This window comes from Bacilli bacterium, assembly GCA_035326105.1.
Taxonomy (GTDB): domain Bacteria; phylum Bacillota_I; class Bacilli_A; order RFN20; family CAG-826; genus UBA7706.
Map to the genome: position 1 here is coordinate 243,883 of DAOKYO010000001.1, position 15,032 is coordinate 258,914.

Annotated in this window: 12 protein-coding genes; 7 read left to right on the forward strand and 5 right to left on the reverse strand. The window is 41.5% G+C overall.

Going from position 1 to position 15,032, the window contains the following annotated elements:
• Positions 1–100 precede the first annotated feature (100 nt).
• Genes tilS through pth form a run of 4 tightly spaced genes read right to left on the reverse strand, consistent with a single transcriptional unit; the run spans position 101 to position 5,645 of the window.
• The gene (gene tilS, locus PKC96_01185; protein ID HML99938.1) at positions 101–1,333 is read right to left on the reverse strand and encodes a tRNA lysidine(34) synthetase TilS; all 1,233 of its coding nucleotides are present in this window, start codon (positions 1,331–1,333) and stop codon (positions 101–103) included.
• Positions 1,308–1,592: an RNA-binding S4 domain-containing protein gene (locus PKC96_01190; GenBank protein ID HML99939.1), complete on the reverse strand. Its 285-nt coding sequence runs from the start codon at positions 1,590–1,592 to the stop codon at positions 1,308–1,310. Before PKC96_01190 ends, tilS begins: the two co-directional genes overlap by 26 nt.
• Before the next feature lies 1 nt (position 1,593).
• Entirely contained in the window at positions 1,594–5,079 is a 3,486-nt protein-coding gene (gene mfd, locus PKC96_01195) for a transcription-repair coupling factor (GenBank protein ID HML99940.1), read from the reverse strand.
• Between the two features lie 11 nt (positions 5,080–5,090).
• Positions 5,091–5,645 carry an aminoacyl-tRNA hydrolase gene (pth, locus tag PKC96_01200; GenBank protein HML99941.1) on the reverse strand — a complete coding sequence of 185 codons (555 nt, stop codon included), beginning with the start codon at positions 5,643–5,645 and terminating at the stop codon, positions 5,091–5,093.
• Positions 5,646–5,728: 83 nt separating this feature from the next.
• On the opposite strand from pth, the gene PKC96_01205 reads away from it, so the two are divergent.
• Genes PKC96_01205 through PKC96_01235 form a run of 7 tightly spaced genes read left to right on the forward strand, consistent with a single transcriptional unit; the run spans position 5,729 to position 12,297 of the window.
• Complete coding sequence (locus tag PKC96_01205) at positions 5,729–6,625, forward strand: DUF368 domain-containing protein (GenBank protein HML99942.1); 897 nt, start codon at positions 5,729–5,731, stop codon at positions 6,623–6,625.
• 10 nt (positions 6,626–6,635) lie between these two features.
• Positions 6,636–7,229 (forward strand): phosphatase PAP2 family protein, encoded by a 594-nt coding sequence (locus tag PKC96_01210; protein HML99943.1) that lies wholly within the window; start codon positions 6,636–6,638, stop codon positions 7,227–7,229.
• A complete protein-coding gene (locus PKC96_01215; GenBank protein ID HML99944.1) occupies positions 7,219–7,920 on the forward strand; it encodes a pseudouridine synthase in 702 nt (233 codons plus the stop codon). The genes PKC96_01210 and PKC96_01215 overlap by 11 nt, the downstream gene beginning before the upstream one ends.
• A gap of 53 nt (positions 7,921–7,973) precedes the next feature.
• On the forward strand, positions 7,974–8,594 hold the full coding sequence (locus tag PKC96_01220; protein HML99945.1) for a TetR/AcrR family transcriptional regulator: 621 nt from the start codon (positions 7,974–7,976) through the stop codon (positions 8,592–8,594).
• Between the two features lie 11 nt (positions 8,595–8,605).
• Positions 8,606–10,429 (forward strand): ABC transporter ATP-binding protein, encoded by a 1,824-nt coding sequence (locus PKC96_01225; protein HML99946.1) that lies wholly within the window; start codon positions 8,606–8,608, stop codon positions 10,427–10,429.
• A complete protein-coding gene (locus PKC96_01230; GenBank protein HML99947.1) occupies positions 10,429–11,961 on the forward strand; it encodes an ABC transporter ATP-binding protein in 1,533 nt (510 codons plus the stop codon). Before PKC96_01225 ends, PKC96_01230 begins: the two co-directional genes overlap by 1 nt.
• Positions 11,962–12,297 carry a hypothetical protein gene (locus PKC96_01235; GenBank protein ID HML99948.1) on the forward strand — a complete coding sequence of 112 codons (336 nt, stop codon included), beginning with the start codon at positions 11,962–11,964 and terminating at the stop codon, positions 12,295–12,297.
• A 97-nt stretch (positions 12,298–12,394) separates the two neighbouring features.
• Here PKC96_01235 and gyrA read toward each other — a convergent pair whose 3' ends face one another.
• On the reverse strand, positions 12,395–15,028 hold the full coding sequence (gene gyrA, locus PKC96_01240; GenBank protein HML99949.1) for a DNA gyrase subunit A: 2,634 nt from the start codon (positions 15,026–15,028) through the stop codon (positions 12,395–12,397).
• Between the last annotated feature and the right edge of the window lie 4 nt (positions 15,029–15,032).

The window sequence follows — 15,032 nt, forward strand, 5'->3', positions numbered from 1 at the left end:
TTTGAATTTTACCACGAAAGAAAACATTATTGCCACTTATTTCATTGCCAAAAAACAACCGATGAATACATTGTTTTATTATCCAGAAAAAAAGTCAAATTTAGTTTAACAAAACATCCAATGTCGAATTGGATTCCCCGCTATATTGAGAACGAAAACGAGGAATGAAGATTACTTTCCCCTTGCAATCAACAAATAGTGGCCATTGTAGACGAAGATGATAAGGGACCTTCCAATCAATAAATAACCTTTTCACTGATTTACGCTTGTTTCCAATGTAATAAAAGTCGTTATTTCTTATCGATCTTATGGTTAGAGGATAGGAAGATAAGGGAAACTGAAGTCTCTTATCCAAACTATCAAAATTGACATTCAATTGAGGAAAATGGTACTCCCCCGGTTTTTCAATTGTATACGCGTAGGGTTTTAATTCACTGTCGCGGTATATAAGTACGTAATCATATTCTTTAGCGAGATAATAATCATTTAATAGACACCGACGAACATTAGGCTTTCTAGAAACAATAAAATTTTCCAACTGACGCATTAGTTTAGATGAAAATTTCTTTTCTAATTTGTACTTTGCTAAGAGAAAATATAAAAAACCTGATTTTTGCTCTTCAGTTAATTTTAGCAATACTTTGATTGAATACTTATGCCCATCGATAAGCTGTCCGTCAGCAAACAGAAACTCTTGCTCCCTTTGCAGGTTAAGTTGATTAATTGTGGCAATTAATTCTTTTTTCCCCTTGCTTGTCATCTTCGCCACTACCTTATGCCGTATATAGTTACGGGTGTAGCGCAGATCAAAATTGCTTTTATCGATTGCAAAAGGAATTTTGTTTATTAAGTCATAATCAAGAAGTTGCTTTTTGGAAAAAGCAAGTAACGGCCGAATGACCCGGACTTTGTCAATGATTGTTTCGGCTCGAATTCCATAATAGGAAAGATATTTTTGACGCTTAGTTTGCATCAAATAAGTCTCCAGCAAATCGTCTTGATGATGGGCTGTTAAAACCGCATATAACTCACTGTTTTGAATGATAAGCTGAGAAAAAAACTGATAGCGAACGCTTCGTGCTTGGGCTTCAAAATTACCGGTAAACGCCTCGCCGTCCACATCCAATCGGTGAAATTTCAGTCCATGCGCTTCCGCGTAACGAAAAAGAGCCGCGCTTTCTTCATCCGCCTCTGGTTCTCGAACATGATAATTTACATGGGCAATCTCAAATCGATAGCCTCCTTTTAAAAGCAAACTCAAAAGAGCCATTGAATCTGGTCCATAGCTAGCGGCCAAAAGATATTTTTTACTCTTGTCCAGTTGAATTTCCATCAGTTTCTATTACCTTGTCTTCCAAAATACGATATAAATCTCCGGCACTTTTTCTTGTCGGAGTATCGGCTGTATCGATAACTTCTATCGTCAACAAATGCCGGCCGAGACGAATGTGAATTATATCGCCGATTTTGATTTCACTGGCTGGCTTTGCCTTGTGCTCATTGACATCGGCCAAACCATGTTCCAGCACTTCCTTGGCGATGGTCCTCCGCTTGATAAGTCGGCTAACTTTTAAAAATTTATCCAATCGCATATTATTCACTTTCCTTTGCCTGATATTCAATATAAACATGCTTTACAATTTCAATCAATTTCTCATAGTTTGTAAGCCAATCACCATCTTTTAATAATTGAATCCGCAGTTCCCGGCTGGCATAACGGAACCGCAAAACTTTCGATAGCGGAATAAGCGCCTGAAATAAAGCGGTCCCAATGCCATTTATTTGATTGTATTTATCCGATAATTTGATTGTCACTTGACTACTGCCATCTACGATCTCACTAAACTCTTCCCCCTGCAGATCGATATCAAGCGCCCGTTTCCGCAAAAGCTTTTCAACCTCTTCCGGTAGGCGTCCGTATATGTCACGGATTTCCGAACCTATTCTTGATAAATCTTCGCGCTTCTTTGCATTTTCAATATCTTGATATAATTCAATTTTATCGGAAGCATTTGCATAGTCCGCGGGTATATAGGCATCTATAGCAAGTGCTGGTGCCGGTTTAATCGGTATTTCTTCCACTATCCGACCGGTCTTTTTTTCTTCAATTGCTTGGTTGAGCAACTTGATATACATATCGATTCCGACCGTATCAATAAACCCGGCCTGTTCCGGTCCCAAAAGGTCACCCGCTCCACGTATCATCAGATCGCGTTGAGCAATTTTATACCCACTGCCTAATTCCGTAAAATCCTCAATGGCTTTAAGCCGCTTGCGGGCAGCATCATTCATCTTCCGTTTACTATTATAAAGTAAATATGCGTAAGCAATGCGATTACCTCGGCCAACTCGTCCTTTTATTTGATAGAGTTGGGCTAAGCCGAAGTTCTCGGCATTTTCAACAATAATCATGTTGGCATTAGGAACGTCTATACCATTCTCAACAATTGATGTACAGACCAAAAGATTTATTTCACCATTATAGAAACGCATCATCGTATCTTCTATCGAATCCTTATCCATTTTCCCGTGCACAACGCCGATTACGGCCTTGGGTATCATCCGCTGCAAGCGGTTGGCAACATTAAAAATGGTCGCCACTTGATTATGCAAATAAAAAACTTGTCCGTAACGGGCTAATTCGCGTTCAATCAATTCCTTAACAACGTTTTCTTTATACTCCAAAACATAAGTTTGGATTGGCATCCGATTTTCCGGAGGAGTGTTGATTTCCGAAAGAGACCGAATTCCCACCAATGACATTTGTAAGGTTCGGGGAATCGGCGTTGCCGAAAGAGTGAGAATGTCGATATTATTCTTCATTTCTTTGATTCGTTCCTTTTGCTCAACCCCAAATCGTTGCTCTTCATCAACAATTAAAAGTCCTAGCTTTTGAAACCGAATTTCTTTGCTGAGCAGACGATGTGTGCCGATGACTAAATCAATTTCTCCGCGTTCTATTTGTTTGATATAGTCTTTTTGAATACTCTCGGGAATTAGCCGCGAAAAAATAGCGATTCTTATACCAAATGATTGGTATCGAAGAAGCGCGTTTTCATAATGTTGACGCGCCAAAAGCGTAGTCGGACATAAAAAAGCCACCTGATAACCTGCATTGATTGCCTTAAACGCCGCCCGGAAAGCAATTTCAGTTTTTCCAAAGCCGACATCTCCGCACAGCAGGCGATCCATCGGTTTATCACTTTCCATATCCGTTTTAATTTCCTGATAGCTCTTTTTTTGATCCGCGGTTAACTCGAAAGGAAATTCCTTTTCAAATGCCACATTCATTTCGTCATCGACAGGAAAAGAAATTCCTCTTGCTTGATAGCGAGAACTATATAAAGTAATCAGCTTATCGGCAATGTCATTCACCCGTTCGCGAATCCGCTTTTTAGTTTTTTCCCATTCACTGGAATTTAAATGATTTAATTTCGGGGCTACGCCTTCGCGCCCGGAAAATTTTCGCACCAGCCGAAATTGCGATAGCGGAACATAAAGTGCGTCCGTACCCGCATAGGCAATATGGAGAAAATCTTGATGGACACCATCCACTTCTAATGTCTTAATCTCAAGAAATTTTCCAATTCCGTTATATTCATGAACCACATAGTCGCCTGGATTTAAATCTTCATAAGATCGAAGAATCGTCGCTTCCTTATAACGCGACATAAAGCGTGAATTATGCTTTTGAACGCCAAAAATCTCTTTGCTGGAGATAAATACGATTCGCTCGTCGACAATTTCAAACCCGGCCTCTAAATTATATAAATTTATTCCCACTCCCTTTTCGGGAAGCGCCAACTCTGCCCCTAAGGAATAAGGAATTTTCTTTTCTTCAAGCGCAGATTTTAATAAATTAACTTGATTGGCACTCGCTAAAGTCAAAACCACCCGAAAATCGTTTCTAATATAACTTTCCACCAATCCTAGGGCCAATTTTAAATTACCATATTGTCCTAGAAGCGGCCGAACATTAAAAATGATTTCATTTTCCTTTTCATGGTGTTCATGAAGGCTAATCATTCCACTGCCTTTAGAATAAACGCCCGTCATTGATTGATATAATCCTAAATGCGATATAGTTCTGCCTTCTTTATGGAGTTCATCAAGAAAGTTTAAGGCTTCGGTGGCCAAAAGAATTTCCGAATCTTGATTTTGATCGCGATTACTCAAAACAATTGTCGCCTGAGGGCGATAATCGGGAAGTGAAAAATATTTATCTTGAAGAAAAGCCATATATTTATACAAACTTGCCCGATAATCAAAATGTTGTAATCGATCAATATCTTCTTTAACGGCTTCTTTAAACTCCAGCATCGTCTGCGGTGTAAAGTGAGTCTTATCTTCATTCATTTGAAAAGTGATTTTTGCTTCTATTTGATTCCTTTCCTCCAAAGATAACAACAAATCACTTCCGGGAATCATAATCGCTTCATCAATCTCTTCATAACTTGTCTGCGTGGCTATATCAAAATAACGAATGCTTTCTACCTCGTCATCAAAAAACTCAATCCGAACTGGCGCCGGGGCATTGACTGAATAAATATCGAGAATGTCTCCCCGAATAGCGAATTGCAAACTTTGGTCAATTTTATTTACCCGTAAATAACCTGCTTCCACGAGAGTGCTTTTAACATCTTCAAGGTTAAGATTCATGCCTTTTTTTATTGCTAAAATATGATTCTTAAACAGTTTGGGGTCCGGCAAATAACGAAGAAAAGCAGAAAGATTTGCCACAACAATATGCGGACTGACATCATCAAGTAATTTTTCCAAAACATATAATCGCTGCGAAAGCATCTCTTTGCTCGCCGCTAAAGACTCAGAACGGAGCATCTCATCGGCGGGGAAAAACAGGCAGCTGTCTTCACCGATAAAGGAAGAAATATAGTCATAGATGCTTTGGGCACTGTAAAGATTTGGGGCTACCACAATATAGTCTTTGGGCTTTTTCTGAAAACTAACCGCGATTAAAAGGGCGGCTCCGATGGAATCATCAACCACCAAAGATCCGCTTTTTTTTAAAAAGCTTTCAACTGCTTTATTATTGGCTAAGTAAGGAAATAAATCTTCCAAAATAACAACCTCTAGTTAAATTTGCTCATCGCGTGATGAAAATCGTGTTCAATCGTCTCACGAATCGCAGCTGCAACATTATCAAGGGCCAATTGAATCTTGACGGTGTCCGCCGCATCCGGTCTTCCTAAAACATAGTTAACCGCATCCTTCTGAGGCGGCTCTCCAATTCCAACGCGAATCCGATGAATGTCTTCCGTGTGCAGCAAGTCGATGATATTCTGTATTCCTTTTTGTCCGCCGCTCGAGCCACTATCCCGTAAACGAATTTTTCCGGGATTTAAGGCCATATCATCAAAAATAACGATTATATCCTCTAAAGGGATGCGAAAGTAATTGACAATAAGAATAACCGCCTCGCCTGAGAGATTCATAAATGTTTGAGGCTTAAAAAGAATAACGTCTTCATTAAGAATTTTTCCTCTCCCATAAACTCCCTTAAAGTCTTCTTTATCGACATCTATCCGCCAAATATCCGCTAAAAGGTCAACGGCCATAAAGCCCATATTGTGCCTTGTCTTAGCGTATTTATTACCTGGATTTCCTAACCCAACAATCAATTTCATCCTCACACCTCACATAACGGTGTAATTATAACATTTTTTTCTTCTAGAAAAATGCTTATACTAGAAAGACAGGAGATTGTTTTATGAAATCGTATCTGAAAAAAATCGTCCAAGGTTTATTGCTTGGATTTGCTCTTATTTCCGGCATGGGAGGCGGAACCGTCGCTGTTCTCATTGGCATTTATGATGAGCTTATTGCCTCGATTGCAAACTTTCCTAAAAATCCCAAGAAAGAGTTAAAGGTTCTCTGGCCATGGGCGGTCGGAATGATTATCGGAATCGGAGCTTTAATCGTTCCTTTAAAACTCTTGCTTGACCGCTTTCCAATTATTACGATCTCCTTTGTTGTCGGACTAACGCTCGGAGGTTTTCGCGAATTAACTTCTATTACCAAGGGACATGCTAATCTTAAAAACATTTTTCTCGCTATCGCCGGAATTTTAATCGCGGCGTCCATCGGGGCGATCAGCTGGTATTCCAATGCTTCGGCTACATTTATTCCTCTTGATTTCCAGGAAATTATTTTGCTTTTTATTATTGGCTTTTTTGCCTCTGCGGCTTTGGTCGCTCCCGGTATCAGCGGAACTCAGTTCCTATTAGCCATTGGCTATTTTTCCGGTTTACTGCAATCCGTGACGGATATATTTAAAGGGGTAAACACTTTGACAAACATCTTGGCCCTAGGAATTTTCGCCATAGGAATCATCATCGGTTTCTTTGTTATTTCCATCTTTATGAAGTGGTGTTTAGCCAAATTCCGCGTTCCTACTTACTACGCTATTCTCGGCTTTATTGTTGGATCAATCTTCGCCTGCTACTTTAACGGCGATGTCCGCTCCAGCTACTCCAATTTCGATTGGATTACTCTTGTTCTATCACTGGTGGCCTTGACCAGCGGCTTTGCCATTTCCTTTTTTGCCCTTAAATATGCCAGTGATCATGATCCGGAAACCGGACTGGCCCCGGCGATAAAAGAGTGAGGGTCATTCTATGAATTGGGAACTTGAATTCATTAGATGGCTATGGGAACATGGTCATTTTTCGGCTATCATCGATAAAATCATGCTTTTTCTTACCATTATTGGCGATGGCTGGTGGGCATTCATTTGGATGGGACCTTTGGTCGTCTTTTTCATTATTAAGCGTAAGTTCCGACCAATGGGAATTGCTTTAGCTGTCGGCCTTTTAATTTTTGGAATTGTGGGTAACAATCTGCTGATTAAAAATATAATTGCCCGTCCTCGGCCAATTTATTCTGACCCGCTCTTATTGGATTATGCTCAAAATTTTTTCACCGGGAATTTACTTCCCTTCATTCCTAAACCCACTAGTTACTCATTTATGAGTGGTCATACGGTTAGCGTTTTTATCTTTGCAACCACAATCAGTATTTTTCATCGTCGCTTAACCCCAATTTTAATTGTTTTTGCCACATTGGTCTCCTTTTCCCGCATCTACTTTGGTTTTCATTATCCAACCGATGTAATAGCTGGCTTAATATATGGCGTTTTAGTCTCTTTCCTCGCGGTTACTATATCCAAAAAAATTACTCTTCGCCTTAAGGAGCCAAAAAATGCGCATTGACCGCTACTTGGCTAATGCCGGAGTTGGTACCCGAAGAGAAGTTCATCGTTACATTATGGATAAACGAGTGATGGTAAACGGCAATATCATCAAATCCATTTCACTGAATATAAACCCCGTTATCGATCGCGTATCCTTTGATAATGAACCGGTTATATATAAGGAATTTCGATACTTTCTGATTAACAAACCGCGTGGCTATATGTCTTCGACTATCGAAGAACGCTATCCCCCTGTTACCGGTTTAATTCCTCAATCGGATGTTTTTCGCCTTTTTCCGGTCGGACGCCTCGATGTCGATACAACCGGAACCCTTCTGCTTACCAATAATGGCAAATTAGCCCATTCGCTTCTCAATCCCCGCTTTCACGTTGAAAAAATTTATGATGCTGTTGTTGATCGCCCCCTGTCCGCTGAACTAATCGACAGTTTTCAAAAAGGGCTAAACATCAACGATGAATATATAACTTCTCCTGCCCGACTGGAGATTGTTGATGATTATCATGCTCGCGTTTCCATTCACGAGGGAAAATATCATCAAATAAAAAGAATGTTTATCGCCTGCGGCTACAATGTTGTTTCCCTCAATCGAACCCAGTTTGCCTTCCTTGATTGCACGGGTTTAAAAGAAGGTGAATATCGTGAATTAAATCCGGAAGAAGTAAATAAATTACTTCTTTTTCTGCGTTAGCATTTTCCAGGTGGCAAAATTAGTCTATAATTCCATTACAGCAAGGAGAATTTATGCCACGTAGTGCTTCGGAAAACGCCAAGATTCGCGATCAGCGCCGCCAGGACCTTTTAAATGTGTGCCTGGAACTTTTTTCACGTCAGGGCTTTGAAGCTGTTACCATTAATGACATTGTTCATCTTGCCGATTGCTCACATGGTCTTTTCTATCATTATTTCCGCGATAAGGATGATGCCTTTCTAGCCGTTATAAACATGACTTTAAACGATATGAAACAACTTTCCCCCTATCTTGAAAGAATGAAGGAAACTCCGCGGGATGGATTAAAGGATCTAACCAGTTACTTACTTGAAATCGTGTCTAAAGAGCGTAACCGTTCCTTCGTTCATGAACTGAACATCTACGTGAGTCTACATTCGTTCAAAACCGATCGAAGAACACGCTTTTACAATCAACTGACGAAAATGGATATAAAATCTCCTTATGATATTATCAAGGAAACATTTGTTCGCGGCCAGGCTCTTCATGAATTGAAAGCGGATTTCAGTCCTGAAGATCTAGCGATGTTGTATCTAAATCTGATGACCGGTCTCATCAGCAATCGTATTGCTCTTGGTCAAAAGCGATTTGCTTATCCTTCGGTCGAAGTTATCATGGCGATATTTGTTCAATAAAGGAGAAAATTATGTTTAAAATTTTAAAGTATCTCGCTCCCATGTGGTGGCGGATTATCATTGTCATAGCCCTTGTCGCTGGGCAAGCTTATCTTCAGCTTTTGATTCCTGATTATATGCAGAGAATCAGCGAGCAGATGTACGCTTTCCAAGCAGGAAATATCACCCGTTCCGTTATGGTGGATAATATCTGGCATTACGGATTGACAATGATTATTATTACTTTTGGGTTTATGATCATTGCTGTTTTAGCGCCCTTTTTTAACACACGCGTAGCTACCGAATTCGGCGCCAATCTTCGTTCAAGCATATTTAAACATGTGCAAGAAGTGTCCTTGCACGAGTACCAAAAATTCGGAACAGCAAGCTTACTGACGAGAATTGTCAGCGATGTTAGAAATGTGCAGGATGTCGTGCAGATGGGAATCCGAATCATTATTCAATCACCGATGATTCTTATTATTGCCATCATTAAAGTTATTCCCTTGAATATAGGCTACCTATGGTTGATTGGGGCCGGAGTCCCGATTATTCTTTTGGCAATTGGGATTATTTTTCATCTTGCTATACCTCTTTTCTCTGAGATTCAAGAGCGTCTTGAGCGAGTGACCCTTCTTTTAAGACAAGATTTAACGGGTGTTCGAGTTGTCCGCGCCTTTAACCAGCAAGAACGGGAAAACAAATTTTTTGACAAAGCCAATCACGCGATGACGGATACCATTGCTAAGGTGGGTCGGACCATGAGTTTTCTAAGTCCGGTGGTGATGATTGTCATGAATGTTATGTTCGTAGCGGTTTTTCTTGTTAGTTTCTTTGTCATCGATAAACAAGTCATATCCGAAACCACGATGAATGGATTTGCTTCCTCTATTTCCGTTTCTATGTATGTAAGTCAAATCATGATGAGCATGCTAATGTTAGCCGTTTTGTTCATTATGGTTCCGCGCGCAAGCGCCTCGGCAACCAGAATTAATTCGGTACTTGTAATTAAGAATTCCATTACTGACCCTGTTAATTCTAAGGACAGTGATCCGGATGTTAAAGGCCTGGTAGAATTTGAGCATGTTACCTTTCAGTTTCCCGATAGCCAAGAACCAACATTAACCGATGTTAATTTCACCGTTCCGGCGGGAACAACCACCGCTATTATCGGTTCGACCGGCAGCGGAAAATCATCCATTATTAATTTAATTCCCCGTTTCTATGACATCAGCAGCGGTTCGCTTAAAATTGATGGCGTTGATGTTCGAGAATATGGCATTGAAGTCCTGAGGAACAAAATCGGCTTTGTTCCTCAGCAAGCTCTTCTTTTCTCGGGAAGCATCCGGTCAAACATGCTTTTTGGAAACAGCGATGCTACAGATGAAGACATCTGGCGGGCTATAGAGGTCGCCCAAGCCGAGCATTTTGTAAAAGAAAAGCCGGAGGGCCTTGATAGTGAAGTCGCTCAGGGTGGTAAGAATTTCTCCGGTGGTCAAAAACAAAGATTAGCCATAGCGCGGGCATTAGTTAAAAAACCCGAAATTTATATTTTTGACGATTCGTTTAGCGCCCTCGATTTTAAAACAGATATTCGCCTTCGTTCCGCGCTTAAAAATTATACCGAAAACAGTGCGGTTATTATTGTTGGTCAGCGCGTTTCATCAATTATGGATGCCGATCAGATTGTCGTCCTTGATGAGGGAAAAGTTGTCGGCATCGGAAAACATAATGCGCTGTTAAGAAAGTGTAAAGTGTATCAAGAAATTGTGGCTTCTCAGCTTGATCCCGATGAGGTTGAAAAGACAAAATCGATGACGCAAGATTTACTTGCTGCGGAAGGAGGTGACCGTTAATGCCACCACGGATGAATAACGGACCAAAACGGTCTTATGCCGGAGCTCCGACAAAAACCGGGCCCACATTAAAACGCTTGATTAAGTTTTTTAAGCCGGTCCTGCCCAAAGTGATAGTCGTCGTATTCCTTTTAATCATCTCTTCCGTTTTGACCGTAACTTCCCCTATTCTTTTACGTAACATAATGAATAAAGCTCAATTGACTACCGATAACCCCTACTTCATGATTACGAGTGAAATGATTATCGAAGTCAAATGGTCAGTTTTGCTTTTTGATTTTGGTATTATTCTTATTCTCTATATCGTGTCCGCATTATTAAGTTGGATCACCAGTTGGATTATCGTCCGTATCAGTGCCGATTATACCTATTACATGCGAAAACTGGTTAAAGAGAAACTAGATCGTTTGCCTCTGTCATACTTTGATGGCCGAAGCGTTGGCGATATCTTATCCAACGGCACTAACGATGTCGATACGATATCCCGCTCTCTTCAGGATATAGTTACCCAAGTTGTTTCTGGTGTTTCTTTATTGGTCGCAAGCATCGCGGCAATGTTGATTGTAAGTTGGCAACTCACGCTTGTCGCTCTTTGCATCATCCCAATATCCCTCGCTCTTGCCGGCGGAATCGCGGTTATTTCACAACGGCAATTCATCAAATATCAAAACAAACTTGGCGTATTGGAAGGAAAGGCCGAAGAAAGCTTTACCGGCTATACGATTGTTAAATTATTCAATCGCGAAAAAGACGTCATCAATGATTTTGAAGACGTTAATCGTGAAATGCAAAAGACAGAATACAAAGCCCAATTCTTTAGTGCCGTCATTCACCCTTTGCTTCGTTTTGTAAATAATCTCGGATATGTGGCCGTAACTGTCGCCGGAGGTTTAATCTCAGCTGTACAAATTGGGGATATTATCGCCTTCCTCATGTTCTTGAACATTTTCGGACAACCTTTACAGAATCTTGGCAGTATCGTCAACATATTCCAGGCCACCATCGCGGCCGCGGAAAGAATTTTTACCCTCTTGGATGCGAAAGAAATGGAGCCTGATGCTCTCGATGCCATAAGTGATAACAGCAAGGTAAAAGGTGAAGTTGTCTTTGAACATGTGGCCTTCAGTTACAGCAAGGATAAACCTCTGATTGAAGATATGAATCTTCATGTTCTTCCCGGCGATGCAATTGCCATTGTCGGCCCAACGGGAGCGGGTAAAACCACAATCGTCAATCTAATTATGCGTTTCTACGAAATCAACAAAGGCAAGATAACGCTTGACGGCGTTGATATTCGCAATTACTCGCGCGGGGCTTTGCGCACCAGCGTCGGTATGGTTCTGCAAGACACTTGGCTCTTTGCCGGATCAATTAAAAACAACATCCGTTATGGTCGGGGAGATGCGACTGATGAAGAGGTTGTGGCCGCGGCCAAAGCCGCCCATGCCGACCACTTTATTCGCACTTTACCCGAAGGATATGATTTCATTTTAAATGAAGACGGAACTAATATTTCTCAGGGACAAAGATAATTGATTACCATTGCGCGCGCAATGCTTGCTCGACCGAAGATTCTTATTCTTGACGAGGCTACAAGTTCGGTCGATACGCGAACCGAGGCATTGGTTCAAAGTGCGATGAACCGGATCATGGAAGGACGCACCAGTTTCGTTATCGCCCACCGCCTATCAACAATTAAAAACGCTAAAACCATTCTTGTAATGAAGAAAGGCCGCATTATCGAATCCGGATCTCATAACGAACTTCTCGCCGCCCATGGTTTTTACGCCGATCTATATAACGCCCAGTTCCTTGGAACCAATCCTATGGAACAAGAGGAAGGCGCGAACGAAGAAGTCGAATCCTAATTTCCCTTTAATAAGCAACAAAAAAAGTCTCAATCGTCTGATTACCTCAAGTTAGGTCTTGCCCTGCTTGATACATCTACGTTTGAGACTTATTTTTTTATTCTTCTACTTCTTCAACTTCCTCTTCATCACTCGGGTCAACAACCGCGAATGATGATAAAGCTTCATTGTCTTCAAGGCGAATAATTCTTACTCCCTGCGTATTTCTACCGGTACGTGCGACTTGCTCAAGCGAAATTCGAATAACAATTCCCGCAGCCGTAATAATGATTAAATCTTCGTTCCCATGAACGGCTCTGATACCTACAAGCTCGCCGTTTTTCTCCGTAGCATTAATGGTAATAACTCCCTTTGCGCCGCGCTTCGTCTCCCGATAGTCAACGAGAGGGGACATTTTCCCATATCCGCGACTGGTGACGGAGAGAATATACTCTCCTTCAAGCGAAGTGGTAAATCCGACGAGCTTTCCTCCGTCGACATCCATTCCCTTTACCCCCATTGCGTTACGGCCGATAGAACGAACATCGCTTTCCTTAAACCGGCAAAGTTTCCCTTTGCTGGACGCAAGAGCAATTTCCGCCTCTCCGTTCGTGTGCTTAACCGCGAGCAACTCATCGCCTTCAGCTAAACTTATGGCAATTTTACCGTTTTGGCGAATTGAAGCAAATTCCGAAATGGAAGTCCGCTTAATGGTGCCGTTTACCGTCGCAAAGAAGAGATGATCTCCTTCGCTGATATTGGTCGAGTCAATGCTAATGATCGAACGGACTTTTTCATCTTTTTCAAGTTGAAGTAAATTTTGAACCGGGATGCCTTTGGATGTCCGGCTAAATTCGGGTACCTGATATCCCCGCAACCGGTAAACTTTTCCTCGGTTTGTAAAGAAGAGCACATCCGAATGAGTAATGGTATGAATAATAATATCCACCACATCATCTTCCTGTGTCGCCATTCCCTTGATTCCCCGTCCGCCGCGGTGCTGAGTCCGGAAGGTATCCGGTGACAACCGCTTAATGTAGCCGTTCTTTGTTAAAGAGATAATAACATCCTCAACAGGTATGAGATCTTCATCGTCGATACTGGCAAGATCATTGCTGAGTTCAGTGCGGCGATCATCTCCGTATTTAGCTTTAATCTCTTCTAATTCACTGATTACTACCTCTTGAATATTATCGCGACTTTCAAGAATATGTTGGAACTTGGCGATGTTGGCTTCTAAACCATTGCGCTCATTTTCCAATTTTTGCTCTTCTAATCCCGTCAATCGCCGCAGAGTCAAAGAAAGAATTTCTTTTGTCTGTAATTCAGAAAAACCAAATTGACTCATTAAAGCCGCTGTGGCTTCATCGGGTGAACTGCTGTCTTTAATAATCTTAACGATTTCATCTATATGATTAATGGCTTGCAGTAATCCTTGAACCAAGTGATGCCGAGCCATCGCTACTTGTAATTGGTGATTGGTTCTTCGCCCAATGATCTCAATTTGATAATTTAAATACTCTTTTAACACCTCGTTGATCGGCAGGACTTTAGGTGCATTGTTTACCAAGCAAAGCATGATGATGCCAAAACTTGTTTGTAATTGCGTATTCTTGAACAATTGATTCAAAATAACTTCGGGAATAACATCCCGGCGTAATTCAATAACAACCCGAATGCCCTCTTTGTTACTCTCATCACGAATGTCGGTTATTCCTTCGATAACTTTGTCTTTGACAAGGTTGGCGATATTTTCAATCATCGTTGCCTTATTGACAATATATGGAATCTCCGTCACCACGATTCGGTGCTTGCCGTTATCTAATTCCTCAAAATGTGCTTTTGAACGGATGACAACACTTCCTTGCCCGGTTTCATAAGCTTTCCGAATTCCTCCCTTGCCAAGAATAATGCCGCCGGTTGGAAAATCCGGCCCAAATAAATAACTCGTCATTATCTCTAACGGCGAAAGTTCAGGATCGTGGGCAATGGCGATAACCGCATTTATTACTTCCCGTAAATTATGAGGAGGAATATTGGTGGCCATACCAACGGCAATACCGCTGGAACCATTGACTAAAAGGTTGGGAAAACGCGAAGGAAGTACCTGCGGCTCCTTCTCCGTACCGTCATAGTTATCCATAAAATCGACCGTATCTTGATCGATATCTTTTACCATCTCTAACGCGATCTTGCTCAAACGCGCTTCGGTATACCGCATAGCAGCGGCTTCATCACCATCTACACTACCGAAGTTACCATGGCCATCCACCAACGGATAACGCATGGAAAAAGGTTGCGCGAGACGAACTAATGTCGAGTAAATAGCCGAATCACCATGGGGGTGATATTTTCCCATGACGTCTCCGACAATACGCGCTGACTTCTTATAGGGTTTATCCGGAGTCATTCCGACTTCATTCATGCCATAAATAATCCGGCGGTGAACCGGTTTAAACCCGTCACGGACGTCCGGCAAGGCCCGCGAGACAATAACCGACATTGAATAATCAAGGAAGGCGGAGCGGACTTCGTCACTCACTTCCACATTGCTTATTCCTCCGACAATGCCGCTGCGAATCGCATTGCTGACCGCATCCCCAAGATGCTCTTCATTAACATTCTCGCTATCTTCTTTTTGGTCTTCGTCCTTATTTTCTTCGTCTATCATCTCTTCTTCATCTTGAACGGGCGTTTCCAAATTTTCTTCGTCTTCGTCCGTCAAAGGCTTCTTTTTGTTCTCTTCATCCATTGTT

Excerpts from the sequence above, each read along its gene's own strand:
- tilS (HML99938.1), bottom strand. The coding sequence starts at position 1,333 with ATGGAAATTCAACTGGACAAGAGTAAAAAATATCTTTTGGCCGCTAGC.
- PKC96_01190 (HML99939.1), bottom strand. The coding sequence starts at position 1,592 with ATGCGATTGGATAAATTTTTAAAAGTTAGCCGACTTATCAAGCGGAGG.
- pth (HML99941.1), bottom strand. The coding sequence starts at position 5,645 with ATGAAATTGATTGTTGGGTTAGGAAATCCAGGTAATAAATACGCTAAG.
- PKC96_01205 (HML99942.1), top strand. The coding sequence starts at position 5,729 with ATGAAATCGTATCTGAAAAAAATCGTCCAAGGTTTATTGCTTGGATTT.
- PKC96_01210 (HML99943.1), top strand. The coding sequence starts at position 6,636 with ATGAATTGGGAACTTGAATTCATTAGATGGCTATGGGAACATGGTCAT.
- PKC96_01215 (HML99944.1), top strand. The coding sequence starts at position 7,219 with ATGCGCATTGACCGCTACTTGGCTAATGCCGGAGTTGGTACCCGAAGA.
- PKC96_01220 (HML99945.1), top strand. The coding sequence starts at position 7,974 with ATGCCACGTAGTGCTTCGGAAAACGCCAAGATTCGCGATCAGCGCCGC.
- PKC96_01225 (HML99946.1), top strand. The coding sequence starts at position 8,606 with ATGTTTAAAATTTTAAAGTATCTCGCTCCCATGTGGTGGCGGATTATC.
- PKC96_01230 (HML99947.1), top strand. The coding sequence starts at position 10,429 with ATGCCACCACGGATGAATAACGGACCAAAACGGTCTTATGCCGGAGCT.
- gyrA (HML99949.1), bottom strand. The coding sequence starts at position 15,028 with ATGGATGAAGAGAACAAAAAGAAGCCTTTGACGGACGAAGACGAAGAA.